The organism is Formosa haliotis (genome assembly GCF_001685485.1).
In the GTDB taxonomy this organism is placed as follows: domain Bacteria; phylum Bacteroidota; class Bacteroidia; order Flavobacteriales; family Flavobacteriaceae; genus Formosa; species Formosa haliotis.
On sequence record NZ_BDEL01000001.1, the window covers coordinates 2,176,344 to 2,193,924 of the forward strand.

The 17,581-nt window shown below is 34.7% G+C and carries 10 protein-coding genes; 5 read left to right on the top strand and 5 right to left on the bottom strand.

From position 1 onward, the window contains the following. Window positions 1-49: 49 nt before the first annotated feature. Window positions 50-2,353, bottom strand: coding sequence for a translocation and assembly module lipoprotein TamL (tamL, locus tag A9D35_RS08910; protein ID WP_369692161.1), 2,304 nt, complete (start codon window positions 2,351-2,353; stop codon window positions 50-52). Next, on the bottom strand, window positions 2,337-7,430 hold the full coding sequence (locus tag A9D35_RS08915) for a translocation/assembly module TamB domain-containing protein (RefSeq protein ID WP_066221812.1): 5,094 nt from the start codon (window positions 7,428-7,430) through the stop codon (window positions 2,337-2,339). The genes tamL and A9D35_RS08915 overlap by 17 nt, the downstream gene beginning before the upstream one ends. 203 nt (window positions 7,431-7,633) lie before the next feature. Here A9D35_RS08915 and A9D35_RS08920 point away from each other — a divergent pair, with 203 nt between their 5' ends. Further along, a complete protein-coding gene (locus tag A9D35_RS08920; protein WP_066221815.1) occupies window positions 7,634-7,972 on the top strand; it encodes a cupin domain-containing protein in 339 nt (112 codons plus the stop codon). A 3-nt stretch (window positions 7,973-7,975) separates the two neighbouring features. On the opposite strand, the gene A9D35_RS08925 is transcribed toward A9D35_RS08920, so the two are convergent. Next, window positions 7,976-8,665, bottom strand: a complete 690-nt coding sequence (locus tag A9D35_RS08925; protein ID WP_066221818.1) for a DUF2490 domain-containing protein — start codon at window positions 8,663-8,665, stop codon at window positions 7,976-7,978. Between the two features lie 171 nt (window positions 8,666-8,836). Between A9D35_RS08925 and A9D35_RS08930 the strand changes: the two genes are divergently transcribed. From A9D35_RS08930 to A9D35_RS08940, 4 genes are all read left to right on the top strand, one after another. Then, window positions 8,837-9,298 carry a hypothetical protein gene (locus tag A9D35_RS08930; protein ID WP_141675498.1) on the top strand — a complete coding sequence of 154 codons (462 nt, stop codon included), beginning with the start codon at window positions 8,837-8,839 and terminating at the stop codon, window positions 9,296-9,298. A gap of 194 nt (window positions 9,299-9,492) precedes the next feature. Then, a complete protein-coding gene (locus A9D35_RS19190; RefSeq protein ID WP_235817877.1) occupies window positions 9,493-11,208 on the top strand; it encodes a hypothetical protein in 1,716 nt (571 codons plus the stop codon). Continuing rightward, window positions 11,205-12,383: a PEP/pyruvate-binding domain-containing protein gene (locus A9D35_RS19195; RefSeq protein ID WP_235817878.1), complete on the top strand. Its 1,179-nt coding sequence runs from the start codon at window positions 11,205-11,207 to the stop codon at window positions 12,381-12,383. Before A9D35_RS19190 ends, A9D35_RS19195 begins: the two co-directional genes overlap by 4 nt. A 2-nt stretch (window positions 12,384-12,385) precedes the next feature. Then, window positions 12,386-13,651, top strand: coding sequence for a serine hydrolase (locus tag A9D35_RS08940; protein ID WP_066221823.1), 1,266 nt, complete (start codon window positions 12,386-12,388; stop codon window positions 13,649-13,651). Here A9D35_RS08940 and A9D35_RS08945 read toward each other — a convergent pair. Then, the gene (locus tag A9D35_RS08945; RefSeq protein WP_066221827.1) at window positions 13,648-16,491 is read right to left on the bottom strand and encodes an NTP/NDP exchange transporter; all 2,844 of its coding nucleotides are present in this window, start codon (window positions 16,489-16,491) and stop codon (window positions 13,648-13,650) included. The two genes, A9D35_RS08940 and A9D35_RS08945, sit on opposite strands and share 4 nt — an antisense overlap. After that, entirely contained in the window at window positions 16,469-17,488 is a 1,020-nt protein-coding gene (locus tag A9D35_RS08950) for a serine hydrolase (protein ID WP_083191665.1), read from the bottom strand. Before A9D35_RS08950 ends, A9D35_RS08945 begins: the two co-directional genes overlap by 23 nt. Window positions 17,489-17,581 lie beyond the last annotated feature (93 nt).

The following is a 17,581-nucleotide window of genomic DNA, read 5'->3' on the forward strand; positions in this document are numbered from 1 at the left end:
TTACACGAAAAGGCAGATAGGTTTTAAATAAAATATAACGCCTAAAATATTAAAACGGATAGCCTATAGCAAAGTTGAAGGTAGTTTCTTTATATTGGAAATCGAAACGCTCGCCTTTTTCTAAAGAAGGATCTTGAAGCGGTGCTGCAAAATCAAATCGGATGACAAACCCTTGTACATCTACACGAAGTCCTGCCCCAACGCCAACACCTAATTCACTCATAAAATCTGACGTGAATTTTCCTCCTGGAGTTGCATCGTTCTCTAGGGAGTTCCACACGTTACCAGCATCTGCGAAAACGGCACCTTTAAAAAAGGAATAAATAGGGAATCGATATTCTATATTAGCTTCTAACCTAATATTCCCTGTTTGGTCTATATACGTATTATTTTCCTCGTTATTTCCACCATCGTAACTTCCCGGTCCTAACGATCGGATTCTAAAAGCACGCACACTATTTGGTCCTCCAGAAGCGTATTGTTTAATATACGGCATAAGCTCTGAGTTTCCGTAAGCCAATCCATACCCCGCAAATATTCTAGTGGCAATTTTTTGTTCTTTTTTGAAGTTGAAATGATATCGTAAATCAATATCGGCTTTAGCATACTGCGCATATTCTAAACCAAGAAAAGTTCTATTTCCTGCATCGTTTTTAGATCCAAATAAACTCACAAAATTTCCAGCTATATCTAAAGTAACATTGGTATAAAACTGATGCTTTTTCTTAACATCAACCATATCATTATAAATAAAAGAATAGTTTAATCCGGCTATAAATTTCTGTTCAAAACTACGGGCTAGAAAAGGATTATCTGCAAGAATTTCGTCAAACTCCGGCGTGGTTTTTAAAAGATTGTTATAGTTAATAGAAATCGGAGATAGCTCGTGTGTTGTAAATCTGTTTTCGTTCCACAAGTATCCAAATTGAGCTGTTCCCGAAACTATAGAATATAAATCTGTTCGGTTTAAATAGTCTACCCCTAGGCTTGTTTTTGTTTTAGGAATGGAATATTTAAAGAAATCGTCGCTAATTTTTATTGGAAAAATAACCCTAGGAAATATTAATTCCGATTTAATACCTACAGTGGTATTACTATTTCTGTTATCTTTTCCGCCTCCCGATTGAAACTCGTATCCTAAATTAGAACTTAACCTAAAGGTTTCTCCACCGTTAAAAATATTTCGATTGCTATAGGTAATTTGAAAAGCCGGCCCCGAAAAGTCGTTAGATTTAGTTACTGCTTGAACTTCGGCTTTTATTGCCCGTTTGTTTAATGGCGACAGGAAAATATTAGCTGTTAACAACGCAACACGATCTGGCATAATACTATCCTGTTCTTCATACTGAATGTTAACATACTTATAGGTACCAATAGTAGACAGACGACGTGCGGTATTTCTAGACTCTATAGGGTCGTAAAAAAAGTCTTCTTGCAACGTAATAAACGGATCTAAATGTTTGGTTTTAAAAAACTCTTCGTCTTGAAAATAACTCTTGTTATTAAATCGTGTTTCTTTCTGCTTAATACTATCGTTCTTAAGATCGTAATTGGTATACACGTTAATTTTTGCCACTTTGTAAGGCACAATAGATTTTTCTGGCACGGCACTTTTCAGCCTTAAATACAAATCGAATTTCCTATTATCGTAACGCGTTGTATCGGCTTCAAAAATCAAGAAATCGGAGTTAAAATTATAATATCCAGATTTTTTTAAATCGGTATCAATGCGTAAACGTTCGGTTTTTAAAAAGTCTAAATCGAACCGAATACCTGGCTTAAAACTGGTATTTCCTACACTTTCTTTAATTTCTCTAAAAATGGGCTCTGGTAAAGAATCTACTTGATAGGTGGCTAATTTATATGGCTTTTTTACGTTAACGGTATAATTTACAGAGGCCTCTTTATTTTCTTCATCTTTTACAATTTCGGAAGACGCACTACTGTAAAAGAAACCGTGATTTTCTAAACGGTTAACAAGAATTTCTTCTACATTAAATGGTTTTACCGACGATTGATACACAGGTTCCTCGCCTATTTTTTTATAGATCCAGCGGTTTATAAATCCGGGATGTTCCTTTTGCATTTTATAGTAAAAGTACAAGCCAGGATAAATACCCAAGATTTTAGTATTCTCTTCAGGTCTTACGGTGGCTTCTAATTCAGATTTTAACTGCGATTCACCTTCAATTATGGTATCGGTTTCCATCTCTATATTAGCACCTGTATATAACAACTCATCTTCGGGAATGTGTTTGGTAATACTACAGGCTTGAAACAGTACAATGAGGAGACATACAAAACTTAAATTGTACCATTTAGACTGATGCGATATGTTAAAAATGTTCTTCAATGTATTTATTTACGAGATTCCTTTTCTTTTTCTTTAATAGTTTCTTCTGCGCCTTTTCCTCTTCTTTTTCCTTTTGTAAAAGGCGTTTATTTTCAGCTTTTTCTTCATCGGAATGGAACATGGCTCTCCATAACTCTTTGAATTTATTAAATTCTTGAGTAAATATTAAAGCCAATCCACTCACTACGGTTTGCCCATCGATAACCGATTCGAACTGGTTTTTCTGAAAGGCTTGCAATCTATATTTTCCGGTAGGTGTAATTAAATATTCTAAACTAACATCGCCAATAAAAGGTGTGTCTTGACTAGAAGATCCGCTGCCCTCGATATCAACCTCGCTACCAACACGAACAATAACACGATCGTGAAATAATTTTTTCTGAGCAGCCACATTTAATTGTGTACGTTGTTCTGGCGAGTCGCCTTGGTAATCTGTAAAACTATTTAAACCAAAATCTAACTCTAAACCTGTGCTTCCTAATAATTTATCTGAAAACATATTTAGCTGATCGGAAATGGCATCGTTTAAGTTATCTCTCGCCATAGAAACAAATCCACCGCTACTACCATCGCTTCCTGCTTCTGGATAAAAACGTCCCATAACCAGAAGTGAAAACACCTGACGGTTAAGCTCTCCTTCTTCTTCATTCACTTGCTGAACTCGCCCATAAACTTGCCCCCCAATAGCTCCTTGGTCATCTTCAGGCATATCTAAATTAAAGGATATTTTTGGATGCATTAATTCGCCGTCTATATTTAAATACACTTCAAAAGGTAAGGTTTGTTTGTATTTACTTTTTACAGCCGGGTCTGATCCCGAAATTTGTGAAGCCATTAAAGGCAGAGAGGAAGCTTTAACATTATACAGAGCTTTTACATCTAAATCGGCATCAAATGGGTTACCAGACCAGGATACACGACTTCCAGAAACTAACTCAAATCGTCTTGTTACCAGTTCGTAAAGACTCATCTCATAATGCCCGCTAGATACCGTGTACACCCCAGAAAGGTTCATTCTTCCGTTAGGATCCATTCTGAAAACAAAATCACCTTCTCCAGAAGTTTCAAAATTATCCCCACTATTTTCGTCTAATATTAAAGTTACTTTAGCCTCGTTAGAAATTGAAAAATTAGCTTTAACATCGAAGCCTGTAACTTCTGAAGCTTCTTCTTGATTTCTGGTTAAAATAGCATCTGGATTATCGCGATTTACAAAAATAACCACGCCATCTCGCTCTTCTATATTTACAGCTGCCGAAGGCATCACATAAGTTACATCTGTCTTTGGATTTACATCGGCATTAATATCTATAACCGGAATATTTAAATCGCCTTTTATAGTCCCTTGTGCATTAAAAGATAGGAAACCATAAATGATGTCGTTTTCCTCTTTCGTAGCGTTTAGCACCTGAAAATCGTCTGCATTTATAGTTAAATCGAAAGTTGGATTTGCAAAATCTTCTGTCCCCACTAAACCATTTAGCACAAAAGTACTTTGGTCTTCATCTCTTATGGTAAAATTATTAAGTCGAATTCCTGAGTTATCGATGGCAAGTGTTTCATCAGACAACGTAAAACCGCTATTTAGTTTTGTAGCCTTAAATTTAGAGTCGTGGAACACCAACTCCCCATTATATTGCGGATCTGAAGGCGATCCTTTAATAATAAAGTGCCCGGTAAACGCCCCTGAAGCATCTGAAACTTCACCAAGCGAAAGCCCTTGTAAAGCTGTCATTTTAAACTCGTTTATAGTGAGTTCGGCTTCTATTCTTGGGTTGGTTTGCGATGCAAAATAATCACCATTCATATCTAAATCGACATCACCCTCTTTAGTGGCTAAATTAAAGGTGTATTTACTACTGCTTTCAGAATTTCCATTAAGGGTTAGTGTTCCAAAATTAGTATCTAATATGTTAAAATTAGTGATGTTTAAATCTGCTAAATACCCAATATTTTCAAATGGGTTTTGCACAGTAAAATCCCCACTTAAATCACCTCTAGCTAATTCTTTATCGGGGTTTAAATAGGCTAGGAATTCGTTCAGTTTAAAATTCTCAAAATCTAGAGTAATATTATCCTTCTTTGCTTGATCATCGCGGGAATTAGCAATGGCTATATGCTGTTCATTTTTACTGAAGTTGAAATTCTTAAACCCTAAAATATGTTTACTATAAGTAAATGCATTGTCGTCTGGAACTTGCCAGTTTTCTCGATTTACAATGAACTCTTCTGGCAGAATATGAAAGCGTACACCGCTTTCTTCTCCAGATATTTTAGATTTCATTTGCATTAAAACCTCATCGCCATCGTAAGCAACCATGGTTAGGTCCATTTCGTTGTCTAACTGATTACCAGAAATATTGGTTTTTTTAATAAGTATTGGTCCTGCTGAGATTTCTTTAAACCCTAAATTAAATACGAATTTATCGGGATCGGTGTCTAACGAAAAAGCCAAACTATCTATTTCATTTCCACTATAATTAATTAGTGGTGCTACGATATTTGCATTTAAAATTTTATCTGATTCATTAAAATTTACTGCAATATCTACAGTATCTATATTTTTTAAATTAGGCAGAAACACATCGTTTAAAACTGGAGCCTCACTCAATTTACCTGTTAATTTTAACTGCACAGGTTTGGTAGGAATCACTTGGGTAGAATCTAAATAAAAATAACTTAATACATGGTTTTTTAATGCGGCACTAAAGGTTTGTGGATTAGCGTTAGATTCTAACTTTAAACTCAATAATTTATTAGTAATATTTAATGCCGTGGTATCTTTAGTTACGTGTGCATCCGCATTAATATCTCCCAGTAAATACGTATTTTTATTAAAAACTATAGTCCCATTATCTACAGTACTTGTTACATCAAAAGCATCTGCATTCCCCTTAAAATCGGCGTGTAATTTTAGACCAGCACGAATATCTTTTTGCACCACACCAAGGGCTTGTAAATCGACCCCAATAACATCTAAATCGGCAATAATTTCTGGTGCTATACTATCTAGAACAATATCCGATTGCAAGTCTACATTTATGTTTTTGTCTTTGTAAGTCGAAGATACATGACCTTTACCATTTACAAGTTCGCCGGTAATAGGTAAATCTACAATCTCGTAATTTTTCAATTTAAAACTTGAAATTACGGCATCTAAATTGGCATCTAAATCGTTCATGGTTTTTCCCGAACCATTGGCTTTTAAGGAAATGCTTATAGGTCCTAAACTTTCGTTCTGTAAAAATTCGTTCAGTTTAAAGTCCTTAATCTCAATATCAGATGTAAAATCCAGCCCGTTTTCACCATTATAACTCCCCGTTAATTCGGCAACACCCTGAGAAGTTGTTAACTCGGCTTGAGTACTAATATTATTTAATGTGCCTTTTAATGTACCCGACAAGGCAATCTCTTCAGGAAGATTAACTCCCAAATCTTTTTCGTTTACAAAATGGAGCACATCTGCTTTTATCGATTGCGCCTTAATTGGATTGATATCTAGTGTAAGGTTATCAACATCGGTTGCATTTTTGATTAAACCTGAAGCCGAAATACTTGTGGTTTTCCCCCAATTTAAAGCCGTGTTTTTTACAGCTATCTCAGATAAATAACCTGTTGCATGGAGATGCCCCGTTATTAATCTCTGACTTAAACTATCGACATACGGATTAGCTTTTAAGTCTGGTTGAAAACGAAACACATCGTTAATATCTAATTGTAGCACAGGAAAAGAAAGTTCTAATTTCGATGTTTCTGGCGATTTCGCCAAAGCTGAAATAGTTGAATAATCTAAACGCGTGTCTCCTTTTACATGGTTCTTATTTAAAGCAATATCTATTCCCGATAATTTTAAAAACTGGTCCGTAGCTTCAGCCGTAAACTCACCTTTACTTATGTTTAACCCCGAGCCTTCGTTAAAATGTAAAGTTTCTAAATGCAATCCTGCGGTTTTATCTTTTAAATAAAAATCATTGGCCTGCAAGGTAAAGTCGTCTAAAACTATAGCATCTCCATTAAATTTATTTTTAAGTGGTTTGGCATTATTTACCGTGTATTGAACAGCATTATTTTCGAAATCGATTTGATCGACTTTTAGCTGAATTTCTGGCCACTCTATTGATGATGATGATGATGAACTAGAAACTTGTTCTTCTTTAGCTTGGGTTGTTGATTGATATACAATTTCGGAATCTTTTAACCCAATCTCTTCTATAGAAAAACTTGAATTTAAAACATCGAATTCACCATCTTCAGCATAAAAACTGGAAATGTTAGTTCTTAAATTTATGCCTAGTTCTGAGGACGCATAATGTGCTTTTGTGTTTTCAATTATAAAATCGTCTACAGATATATAGGGTAAAGTTGTAGCCGTTGTATCTTTTGACGGTGGCACAGGAGTTTGAATAAAACTGATATCGGAATCTATAATTTTAGCATCGGAAGCTCTAAAATTCATGGCATCCAAATCGAAAGTTTTCATATCCAATTCAAGCTCGCCAACTTTATAATAACTTTCTATCCCTAATACAGCATCGTTAAACACCAAATCGATGTCTTTTAAATGAATATCGCCAATGTTTATTTTAAAAGGTTTGGCATCGGGTTCAGGAACTGTTTCGGTTTGTAGAGTGTCTGCCGAGGCAAAAGCGTCGATTAAAAATTGAAAATTATAGCCCGCAATTGAGTCCTTCCGAATAATATTGGCTCGTAAACCTTCCCAATCAAGATTATCTAAATCGAAACCAGACCCCGTAATTAAAGGCCAAAGCGGAATATCTGCTTTAACCGATTTGGAGTAGATTAACGTATCGCCTTTAGTGTCTTCAAGGTAAAGTCCGTTTAACTTAATATCTCCCCCAAAGGTTACAAAAAGTTTTTCAATATCTACTGTTGTGTGGGTTTTATTAGACACAAATGAAGTTGCATAATTTACTATTAAATTTTGCCCCCACGGACTTCTAATTACCAACACTAAAAGTAGGAACAGAACAAAAAGGACAATGACTATATTTCTTAAGATTTTTAATACCTTAAGTTTTTTAGTTGGTTTATTTTTTAGCTCTTTTTTTTCTTCCAAAGTAATTCGTCTAGGAGTTTCAAAAATATCATATTTAATTTACTTAAATGGTGCTATTATTTTTTTTGGATAAAATGTGTTTAAAACCGATTTTCAAATATTTATCTTTCTTATGTTTTTGTTAATTGACAAAGGCTTACAACTGATTTTTAATACCTTAGTTAAGATTAAAAAAGTTTAATTAAACCATTAATATTAGCAAGATGATTACAAACAATTTTTACAAAGACTTAGAGTATAACGACGAAAAACCGGCTGTTAGTGTCTTATTGCAAACTGCATTTAGTAAAGAAATTCGCATTCTTCTAAAAAAAGGCCAACTCATGAAAGAACACAAAGCACCAAATGCCATTGTGGTAGAGATTTTTGAGGGAGACATAGATTTTGGAGTTGAAGGAACAACCTATGCCTTAAAAAAGGGAGATATCCTTACTTTAGAGGCTAACGTACCACATGATTTATTGGCGAAATCAGATAGTATCGTACGCTTAACACTGTCTCTTCAAGATACTGTAGAACGGGTTGAAAAAGTAATAGAATAATTATTAAAACGAATGTAACAAGCTAACCTGCAATTGATTTTTAGCATATCGCTCGGTATTTTGATGCATAAATCCGAGCACCCCTTTTAGGTGGTCAGAAATCACATACCCCAGCCCTACATAAGCCCTATTTCTATCAAAATAGTCCACTTGCACTGTATCGCTAATGGCTTTCTGACCATTAATAAACACCTCATCATAAAGAGATACAAACCAAGTTTTCTTGATTATTAAGGTACTGTTTAAAGAGATATCAATTCCAAACGCGTAACGAATGCGTGTTCTAAAATTTTGTCGTTGCACGAAACGTTGTTCAAACCTTAGACGATGACTAAAATGAAACCGTTTTCCCACGATATGTGGAAATCGAACCTCTTGATATATTCTATTTTCGTGATTGCTGTAACTCCGAGAATCATAAGCACTAGAAAGTATATAAGCATAACCTAGTGTCAGTTTAAAACGGGTATTTTTTGGGGTATAATGCACACCTCCTCGCAACAAAAGTTGTTCTAAATCGCTAGAAACATTCCAATTTCTATGCTGCACATCGCCCTGAAATCCCCAAAGACTATTGTTTAAGTCGGCATTAAAGGCATACACGTACCAACTTCCTATTTTCTTTTCATTTACTTGGGCCGATATTTTTTGGAAACTAAATATTAAGATCCCTAATAGTAATATTTGTCTCATGAATAAAATGAATATAGAAGTATAAGTTTTGTTCAAAAATATAAAAAGTTATTAAAACACTATTATTTTCAGGATTTTAGCGAGGATTACCTTTTGTTAAAAATAATTGATAGTTGGGGACGCAACCATTTCGTTTTTCTTTCATCTATAAATAAAGAATAACCAAAAACCATGAAACGAATACTACTAATCACTCTACTCGCTTTTGCTTTTATGGCGTGTAACGATGATGATGACAACGATAAAAATTGTGAAGACCAAAACCTGGCAACTACAAGTTTAGAAGACACCTATGGCTGTGTAGATACTCCTTACCAGATGGACATAGATTTGACGGATACTTTTACTATTATCTCTACCACAGAAGAATTTGAAAGCAGAGTAACCGGAAGTTGTTATCCGGAAATTGATTTTGACAAATACGATTTAATTATTGGTAAACATCAATTAAACTCAGGAATAGATGCTATCGTTTACGATTTAATTGAAGACTGTGAGACCCAAAAGCTAATTTTAAATGTTACATTTCTTTTAAATGCCGCTACTATTTCGCCAAATATCACCTATCATATACTAAGCTTAAAACAAGATAACATAGCAAGCCTAACCGTAAACATTCAAGACGAAAATTAAGTTCTAAACAAGCATACTTCTTTATTTAATTTTACTCCGAAACCTGTATTAATTTTATCTAATACCACAGATAGTTAATGCAGGTTTTTTAATTGGTCTAAAAATGGAAGTTCCGAATTTCAATTTTTATGTAATTTCTTCTATGATTTTAGCAGATATTATATATTTTCGTTGCAAACCAATTTTACTCTAAAATGAAAAAATCTCTAGTAGCAACTATCTGTTTTTTATTAACATGTGCTGTTTTTGCACAGGAAAAACCCTCGGTAGATAACGCATACATTAAAAACTTAATTTCAAAATATAAAAAGGATGTTCGTGGTCCTTATCGGGATATTCGATGGTTTTGCGACGATGGCACATTAAACATGCCTAAAGAACCTTGTGAAAACGGAGGTGTACAGCATGCTCGTTATAAAGACGAAGTGGTTGCATTAGGCGAAAAAAGCCATGTCTATTTAGGTCAGATTTTAGCCTCTACAGATCCTGAAGCGTTTTGGGATAAAGCCAACTACCATTCGCGTTTAAAGCAATATATTGTTGAAAAATATTTAAAATCTGTAGACGATGGTTGGATTAATAGACGGGCACAGTTTTACCGTGGCGCTTTTCAGGTAGAAGATGAAGAAGCTTGGGGAAAATCATTTTTTAAGTGGTTATTACAAAATGAAGAATATATTACGAAACACTTCTATTTAATTCGCCAGGCCGTTAAAGACATTCCGCATTCTGAAGATGATAACGTTGCCCAACTGATGCGTAGTCAGTCTAAAGTTTTAGCCGAAGAGTACGATCCGTTTATGAATATTAGAATTAAAATTCACGGACAACCAGAACGTGCAGATATCGCTAAAGTTGAACAGTTTAAAAAAGACCACGCTAGCAAATTAACTCCAGAATTAAACAAGGAGTTAGACGCCTTAATAAAAACCATGAACACGTATTTTGAGCCTGTACAAATAGAAAGTTTATCGGCTTATTTACCTGAACTTACAAACTCCGATATAAAATCGAAATTAACCGATTTTATAGACGGTTATAAAAACATAAACGTTGCTACTAAAATTGAAGGTTCTGCAGAAACCATGTGGTATATCCGCGAACATATTCTAGACGAAAAATCGGCTGCAGGACGTTTGGCTTTATTCGATTTATCTTTAAAATTAGAATTATTAATTACAAAACAAATTAACGAATACCCTGAAGCCACACTAAAAGATTTAATAAGTAAAATATGTTACTTAAGCAATGCTTCTGCGGCCTCTGGATATACAGAAATCTGGGAATGGCAAGAAGTTAAAGGGGCTTTATCTGTATCAGACGATCCTAAATTAACTTTAGAAACATTAAATAATATTTTAGAAGCAGCCCGCAAACAATTAGAATGGGGAACGGGCAAAAACAGTGCTATTTTTGGAGATGTCGTTACCCTTTACGAAGGGTTTGAACCTTTAGTTCATAACTTTTTAGACGACAGAATTCGTGGTTCGGTAGCACTTCCGTTAGGGAATAGCATCGGAAAACTAGGAACCTTTATCACTTCAGAATCATCTCTAAACAATCGTGTTTTAAATTTAGACAACCAGAGTCATATACACGGTTTAAACCCAGGATATGCTAAAGGAAAATTAATCGTTGTAGAAGGTTCTGGCGAAAATATGGAAGTGAACCCAAATAACATTTATATTTTTGAAAGACCACCATCCGATTTAAAACCTATTGCTGGAATTTTAACTGTATCGGAAGGAAATTTAGTGTCTCACGTACAATTATTAGCACGAAATTTAGGAATTCCTAATGCCGCAATATCTTCGGATAATGTTCAAGAATTCAAAAAACATTCTGGTCAAGTTGTTTTCTATGCCGTATCTAACAAAGGAACGGTAATTATGAAAAGGAAAGCGACATGACAGCAGACGAGCAAAATCTATTTTCTAAAGCAGAACAAACACATGATATGATAACTGTTCCTGTTGAAAAAATTAGATTAGACCGTACTACGATTCTAAATTTAAGAGAAGTTAACGCGAAATCGTCTGGTATTTATTGCGGACCAAAAGCAGCCAATCTAGGAGAGTTAAAAGAAAATTTCCCAGACCATGTTGTAGAAGGATTTGTTATTCCGTTTGGTATCTTTTTAAATCATATGAAGCAAACTATTCCTAACGAAACCACCACGTATTGGGAATATTTAAACAGTATTTTTAATGATGCTAGACAAATGAAAAAGGACGGAAAATCTGCAAAAGATATTGAAACCTTCCAACTAACAGAGTTAGGTAAACTGCGTAAATTAATTATAGACATGCCACTTTTAGATGGCTTTATTTCTGATTTGGAAGGCAATTTCGAATCGGTATTAGGCACGAAATTGGGCGGTACTTCTGTGTTTTTAAGAAGTGACACCAATATGGAAGATTTAAAAAGTTTTACTGGTGCTGGTTTAAATTTAACCTTATTCAATGTCTTAGAACGCAACAAAATTATAGAAGGTATCAAAACCGTTTGGGCTTCACCTTATACAGAACGTAGTTTTAAATGGCGCCAGAAATACCTAACAAATCCAGAAAATGTATACCCATCTATCGTGGTTATTCCAGGGGTAAATAACGATTATTCTGGAGTTATGATTACTAAGGGAGTTTCTACCGGTAAAACCGATGAAATTACTGTTGCCTTTAGCCGCGGTGTTGGTGGTGCAGTAGATGGTCAAGCAGCAGAAACCTGGACCATAAAAAACAATGGCAACCATCATTTAATTTCACCATCTCGCGAGCCGTACTATTTATCGTTACCAAGTACAGGAGGAACTAAACGAAACGTTACTACTTTTGAAACGCCAATAGTCAGTTCAAAAAACATAAAAACAGTAAATGCGTTTAGTAAGGAACTCGCTAAAAAAATGGAGAAAAAAGGAATCCACGGGCCATACGATGTAGAACTTGGCTTTAAAGATGACAAAATATGGTTATTCCAAGTACGTCCTTTTGTTGAAAATAAAAATGCAAAAAGTTCAACCTATTTAGAATCGATCACGCCTAAAGTAGACCTTAACAAAACCATCTCTAACACCACATCATTATAATTATGAAAAAAATAGTATTACTAATTGTCGTTTTAGCATCGTTTGGTTTTACAGCCAATTATTACTATCCAATCGATGGTTATGCTTTAACAGGAATTAAACGATTGGCCTATTTAGAACGTGTTAAAAGCGGCGAAATTAAAAGCCATAGAATTCCACCAGGAGCTTTTAGACCTTTAGATTCTATTAAACTAAACTTAGTAGATAGACGCCATGAAGTTGGAGATGTTCCAGAAGTAGATCCTGAATTACAAGACCGTATAGAGGGTTTATTTAGAGGTTTAGATAAGAATTATTCTATGACGGTTTTAGACATGACTGAGGGAAGACCTTTACGTTATGCACAACACCGCGAAACGGCAGGCTACCAACCAGGAAGTGTTGGTAAACTGGTTGTATTAACAGCTTTTTTCAATCAATTGTGTCAAATTTTTCCGGAAGGCGATTTTGAAGTACGACGTGCTTTATTGAAGAAGAAAATTGTAAAAGCTGGAAACTGGGCATTACACGACCATCATACTGTACCTATTTACGATTTAGAAACCGAAAAACTTGTTAAAAGAACAATAAGAGCTACAGACGAGTTTACACTTTACGAATGGCTAGACCACATGGTTTCTGTGAGTAACAACGGAGCAGCAAGTGTGGTGTGGAGAGAAGCTGTACTGATGCATGTTTTTCAAGGCCATTATCCTGATTTAACCTTTGAAGAAGGCGAGGAATATTTTAAAAACACGCCAAAAAGCGAACTGTCTAAAATGGCAATCGACTTGGTTAATGCGCCTTTAAGAGAGTTAGGAATTACTGAGGACGAATGGCGATTAGGAAAGTTTTTCACCACTGGAGCCGGAAATTACATTCCTGGTAGAGATGGAAGTATTGGAAGCCCGATAGGACTGATAAAATTTGTTATTGCACTTGAAAAAGGCGAGGTTGTCGATGAGAAATCGAGTTTAGAAATGAAACGTCTTTTGTATATGACCGATAGACGTATTCGTTATGCAGCTTCAAAATCTTTAGACAGCGCTGCGGTGTATTTTAAATCGGGTAGTTTATATTCTTGCGACAAAAACAAGCCAGGTCCTTGCGGTAAATACGCCGGTAATAAATGGAATTATATGAACTCAGTTGCCATTGTAGAACACCCGGACGGAACCCGTTATGCAGTTTGTTTAATGACCAACGTATTACATAAAAACTCTGCTTACGACCATTTAATGTTAGCATCAAAAATAGATGCGATTATGGATCCGAAAGACGAAGATTAAGACGCTTTTTTCAACACTTCTAGTGTTTGCTGAGCTTGATTTCGAATACTTTCGCTATGATCGTTTAATACCATCTGAACCAACGGAATAAATGTTTTTCTGTTGGTTTTTTCTATTAAATACAATACGGCATGCTTAATTTTTATATCGTGACGTTGCAGTAATATTTTATAACATTCGGCTTCACTGTACACTTTTAGATTCAGTTTTTTAATAATCTCTTCAGAGATTTCATTGTTGTACAAGGCCGATTCTGCTATAGGTATTAATTCGCGCTTTAAATGATAATCTAGAATATTATCTAAAAACTCGATAGCATTTACTCGCTGTTCTTCTTCACCATTGATTATAATATCCAGAATAGGATCGATATCATTTGGAGGAAATTTAAGTCCTAAAAACTTAAAAATACGGTGTAACTGACGATCTAATCGTTGCTCTAAAATGTGCATTAATCCATTTCTAGCCTCGTCTTCCGCTTTCGAATTAACACGATCGCTCTTCTCTTTAAAATTAATAATAATTTGAGAGTGTATGGAGGACAACGTGCTTTGATAGACTTGGCATTCATCTAGAATTTTATCAACCACAAAACGGTCTTTTATTTTAAGATTTGGATGCGTCCATTTTAAATGTTTTAAACTCTCTATAGCCTCTATGGTTACAGAATGCTCTGTGGTATCTATAAGTTTAATTAAAGCGTGCACAGCCTTTTGGGAGGCAAAAGTTTCTAAAACGGCAGGGATAACATGAGCATCATCTAAATCGTAATGCTCCTCCATAGTCTTTTGTGTGAGCTCATCAATAATATGCTCGTCGTATTCATGAAGTGCTGCAATGGCATGTTGTCTAGTTTCCTTTTTAGATAACCAAGAAACAATATCATCTAAAAACATATGGTCTTTAGTTTTCGCCGCATTTTCTATGGCTACTTTCACAATTTCAATGTCCTTACTTTGTAATTGATTACTAATGATATAATAAAAGGATTTGGCGTGAATGTTACCAATAGCCTCTAAAATGGTTTGTATTTTTATGGTTTTAAGCTCTGTATCTGTGGCCATACTCCATTCGTCTATCGCCATTTGCAACCATTTATTAAAGTTAAAGCGCTCTTGAATAATATGATTGTTTTTTAACTCTAAAGACAATCCAATAAGCGTGGCATTTCTAACAGACTCTTCCCCACTATTTAAATACGATTCAAAAAGATCTAAGGTATCCCGCTTTCGTTTATGAATAAGATATCGAAACGCACTAGTTGTTAAGTCTTGGTCGGGATCGTGGATTAAAGGCTCTATTTGATCTGAAAGATCTTCGGTTTTTAAAAAATATAAATTTTCTATAGCCAAGGCTTTTACTTTAACCGAGTTGTGATTTAGCAGAGATTTGGTTGAAGCAAACAAACGCTCGTCTGGAGCCTCGAGTGTTCTCCCTAACATATGTAATATCTGATTTTCGGAACCATGCTCGAACACATCTTTTATACTATTGATAATAGACGTAACCGGACGTTCCTCCTTTTTAGGTTTATCGACACCTTTAGCAGCCGATGTGTCTAATAAATTTTTAAATGCATTAATATAGGCTATTCGAAGTTTAAAAATATATCCTATCCAAATAACAATTAGAACGATGGTAATAATACTTACATAAATAGAATGAATATTAAGACCATTAATAAAGAATATAAGAATTAGTCCTGCTAGTCCCGTAGCAATACTATCTATCACCACATCGATAAACGTTTTGGTTTTTTTCTTTATATCTATAGGAATAGGAATAGAGAGTAATTCTGTAGCCGATTTATTTACCGATTGTTTTAAACTCCCATCAACAATTTTTATAAATACAACCACTCCTAACTGAGGTACAAAAAGCAACACTATAGATCCTATTAAGATACCTGTTGGTAACCATAACAACGATTTACCTACTCCAAAGGTTCCCACGATGCGCTTTGTTAAAAACAATTGAATAAGCAAGGACACCACACTTAAGGTTGAAAACCAAAACCCGAAGAAGGAGGTTAAATCTTCAGAATTTAAAATGAGCTCTGAAGCATAATGACTGTATTGATAATCTACCAATTTGGCCACCATTACACTAATTCCAATAACAACCGCCATTAAGCTTAATAATTTAGATTGCTTAATTAGGGTAAACGGAGATTCTCCGCGATGTGCAATTTTATGTTTTCTTGGTAAAACACCGGTTTTAACAACATTTTTCTTCCAAATAAAACGTGTGATAGGAAGGCAGAAAAATAAAATAAAAGCAGCTACAAATAATAAATTTTCTGAATCTAAAAAACGTGTTAACAGCGAAGTTAAATATCCTCCAAAAATACCCCCAGCAATAGCTCCCGCACCTATAAACCCAAAAACACGCTTGGCTTCGCGAATGTTGTACACTAAGTTGGCTAAAATCCAGAATTGAGATGTGGTTAATAAGCCATAAATGGCAACCCAGATGTATGGAATGTAAAGTAAATAGCCTAAATCGACATGAAGGTTTAGTGCAATTCCAAAAATTATAAGACATAACAGGCACCCTAAAATCGTGAGTTCTATAACTCGATTTAAGGGAAAGCGTTCTAAGAATCTATCGTAAAAATAAGATCCAATTACGGCAGAAATAGCTGTTAATATATAAGCCAATGGTAAAGCATTGGCTGTAAGAGTAGATAGAAATAACGAATTTATTGTTGGTTTAACAACAAGTAAAGTAGTTATTAATAAAAATACATTAAGTTGTAATAATAATGTTTTCTGTAACTCATCCTCATTTAAGTCGAAAACATTTAATAAGTAGGTTTTAACTGGTTGTATTAGTCGCATTAGGGGTTATATTTATAGCTTTCTCTATTGGAGATACCAAATTACGAATAATTTGTTCGCCATTCTCATTTTCTATTAAAGCTACTAATATATATTTTCTTTCTGCATCCCACACTAAAATAGAATCGGCATGCCAATTTTTCCATGAACCAGATTTTCTAAACAATCTAGCGTTAGGCGCTAACTTCTCTAGTGTGTTCACAAATTTATGATGCAATTCAGGATTTTCCATCATGTCTAGCATATGCTTAGAACGTTTCGGACTTACCAATCTTCCGTGAAGCATTAAATAATAAAACCTACAAACTTGTTCTGCAGTAGCTGCATGACTTAAATTTTTCAACGGCTCTCTATTCGTTGCACCAGAAGCCGCATAACGCTTTCCTACCCATAATCCACCGCCTTGCTCTTTATCGTACAAGTGATATTTATCTGAAGTTAAAACATCTTCAATTTTTTGAAACCCTACACGATCAATCATTCGAGTTGTAGCCTGATTGTTCGATTTACTAATCATGATCCGCATATCATTCTTAACATCAGAAGTTTCATTTAATTCTCCGCTTTCAATAGCATCCTCCGCAGCTAAAAGCACCGCTATTTTAGGTAAGCTAGCCGCATACATCATTTCATCCCCGTTAAGATTGGCAAATCTTGGAGCTTCAGGATCGTTTAAATCGACCACACCAATAGCCATCTTTTTATTTAGAATAAGATTTTTCCAGGTTTTATTTTTAAAAATCTCTTCCTTAAGATTAGCTGTAAAAGCATTGTTTTTATATAAATCTAAAGGTCTAAAATCTTCTTCGGGTGCAGTAAACGGCAGATTTGCATAATTATCATCGGCACTAAATGCTCCTGAATATTCTAATTTTGAAGATAAGTTATTTGGGTTAACCTTATATTTTGCTAAAGTTTTTGTCCCTAAGATGGATGAAGTTAAAATCAGTGCTCCGAAAAACAAGGATTTAAAATGTTTTTTACTGCCTTTTTTCATAGAATGCAATGCATTAAATACGAGTGTAATATTACTTTAAATTAGATTAATAAAATAAAAATTTAACTTATTTTTTATAAAGCCGAATTAACT

What these genes read in the sequence shown, in the direction of transcription:
- A9D35_RS08920 (WP_066221815.1), top strand. Translation starts at nt 7,634, where the DNA reads ATGATTACAAACAATTTTTACAAAGACTTAGAGTATAACGACGAAAAA.
- A9D35_RS08925 (WP_066221818.1), bottom strand. Translation starts at nt 8,665, where the DNA reads ATGAGACAAATATTACTATTAGGGATCTTAATATTTAGTTTCCAAAAA.
- A9D35_RS08930 (WP_141675498.1), top strand. Translation starts at nt 8,837, where the DNA reads ATGAAACGAATACTACTAATCACTCTACTCGCTTTTGCTTTTATGGCG.
- A9D35_RS19190 (WP_235817877.1), top strand. Translation starts at nt 9,493, where the DNA reads ATGAAAAAATCTCTAGTAGCAACTATCTGTTTTTTATTAACATGTGCT.
- A9D35_RS19195 (WP_235817878.1), top strand. Translation starts at nt 11,205, where the DNA reads ATGACAGCAGACGAGCAAAATCTATTTTCTAAAGCAGAACAAACACAT.
- A9D35_RS08940 (WP_066221823.1), top strand. Translation starts at nt 12,386, where the DNA reads ATGAAAAAAATAGTATTACTAATTGTCGTTTTAGCATCGTTTGGTTTT.
- A9D35_RS08945 (WP_066221827.1), bottom strand. Translation starts at nt 16,491, where the DNA reads ATGCGACTAATACAACCAGTTAAAACCTACTTATTAAATGTTTTCGAC.
- A9D35_RS08950 (WP_083191665.1), bottom strand. Translation starts at nt 17,488, where the DNA reads ATGAAAAAAGGCAGTAAAAAACATTTTAAATCCTTGTTTTTCGGAGCA.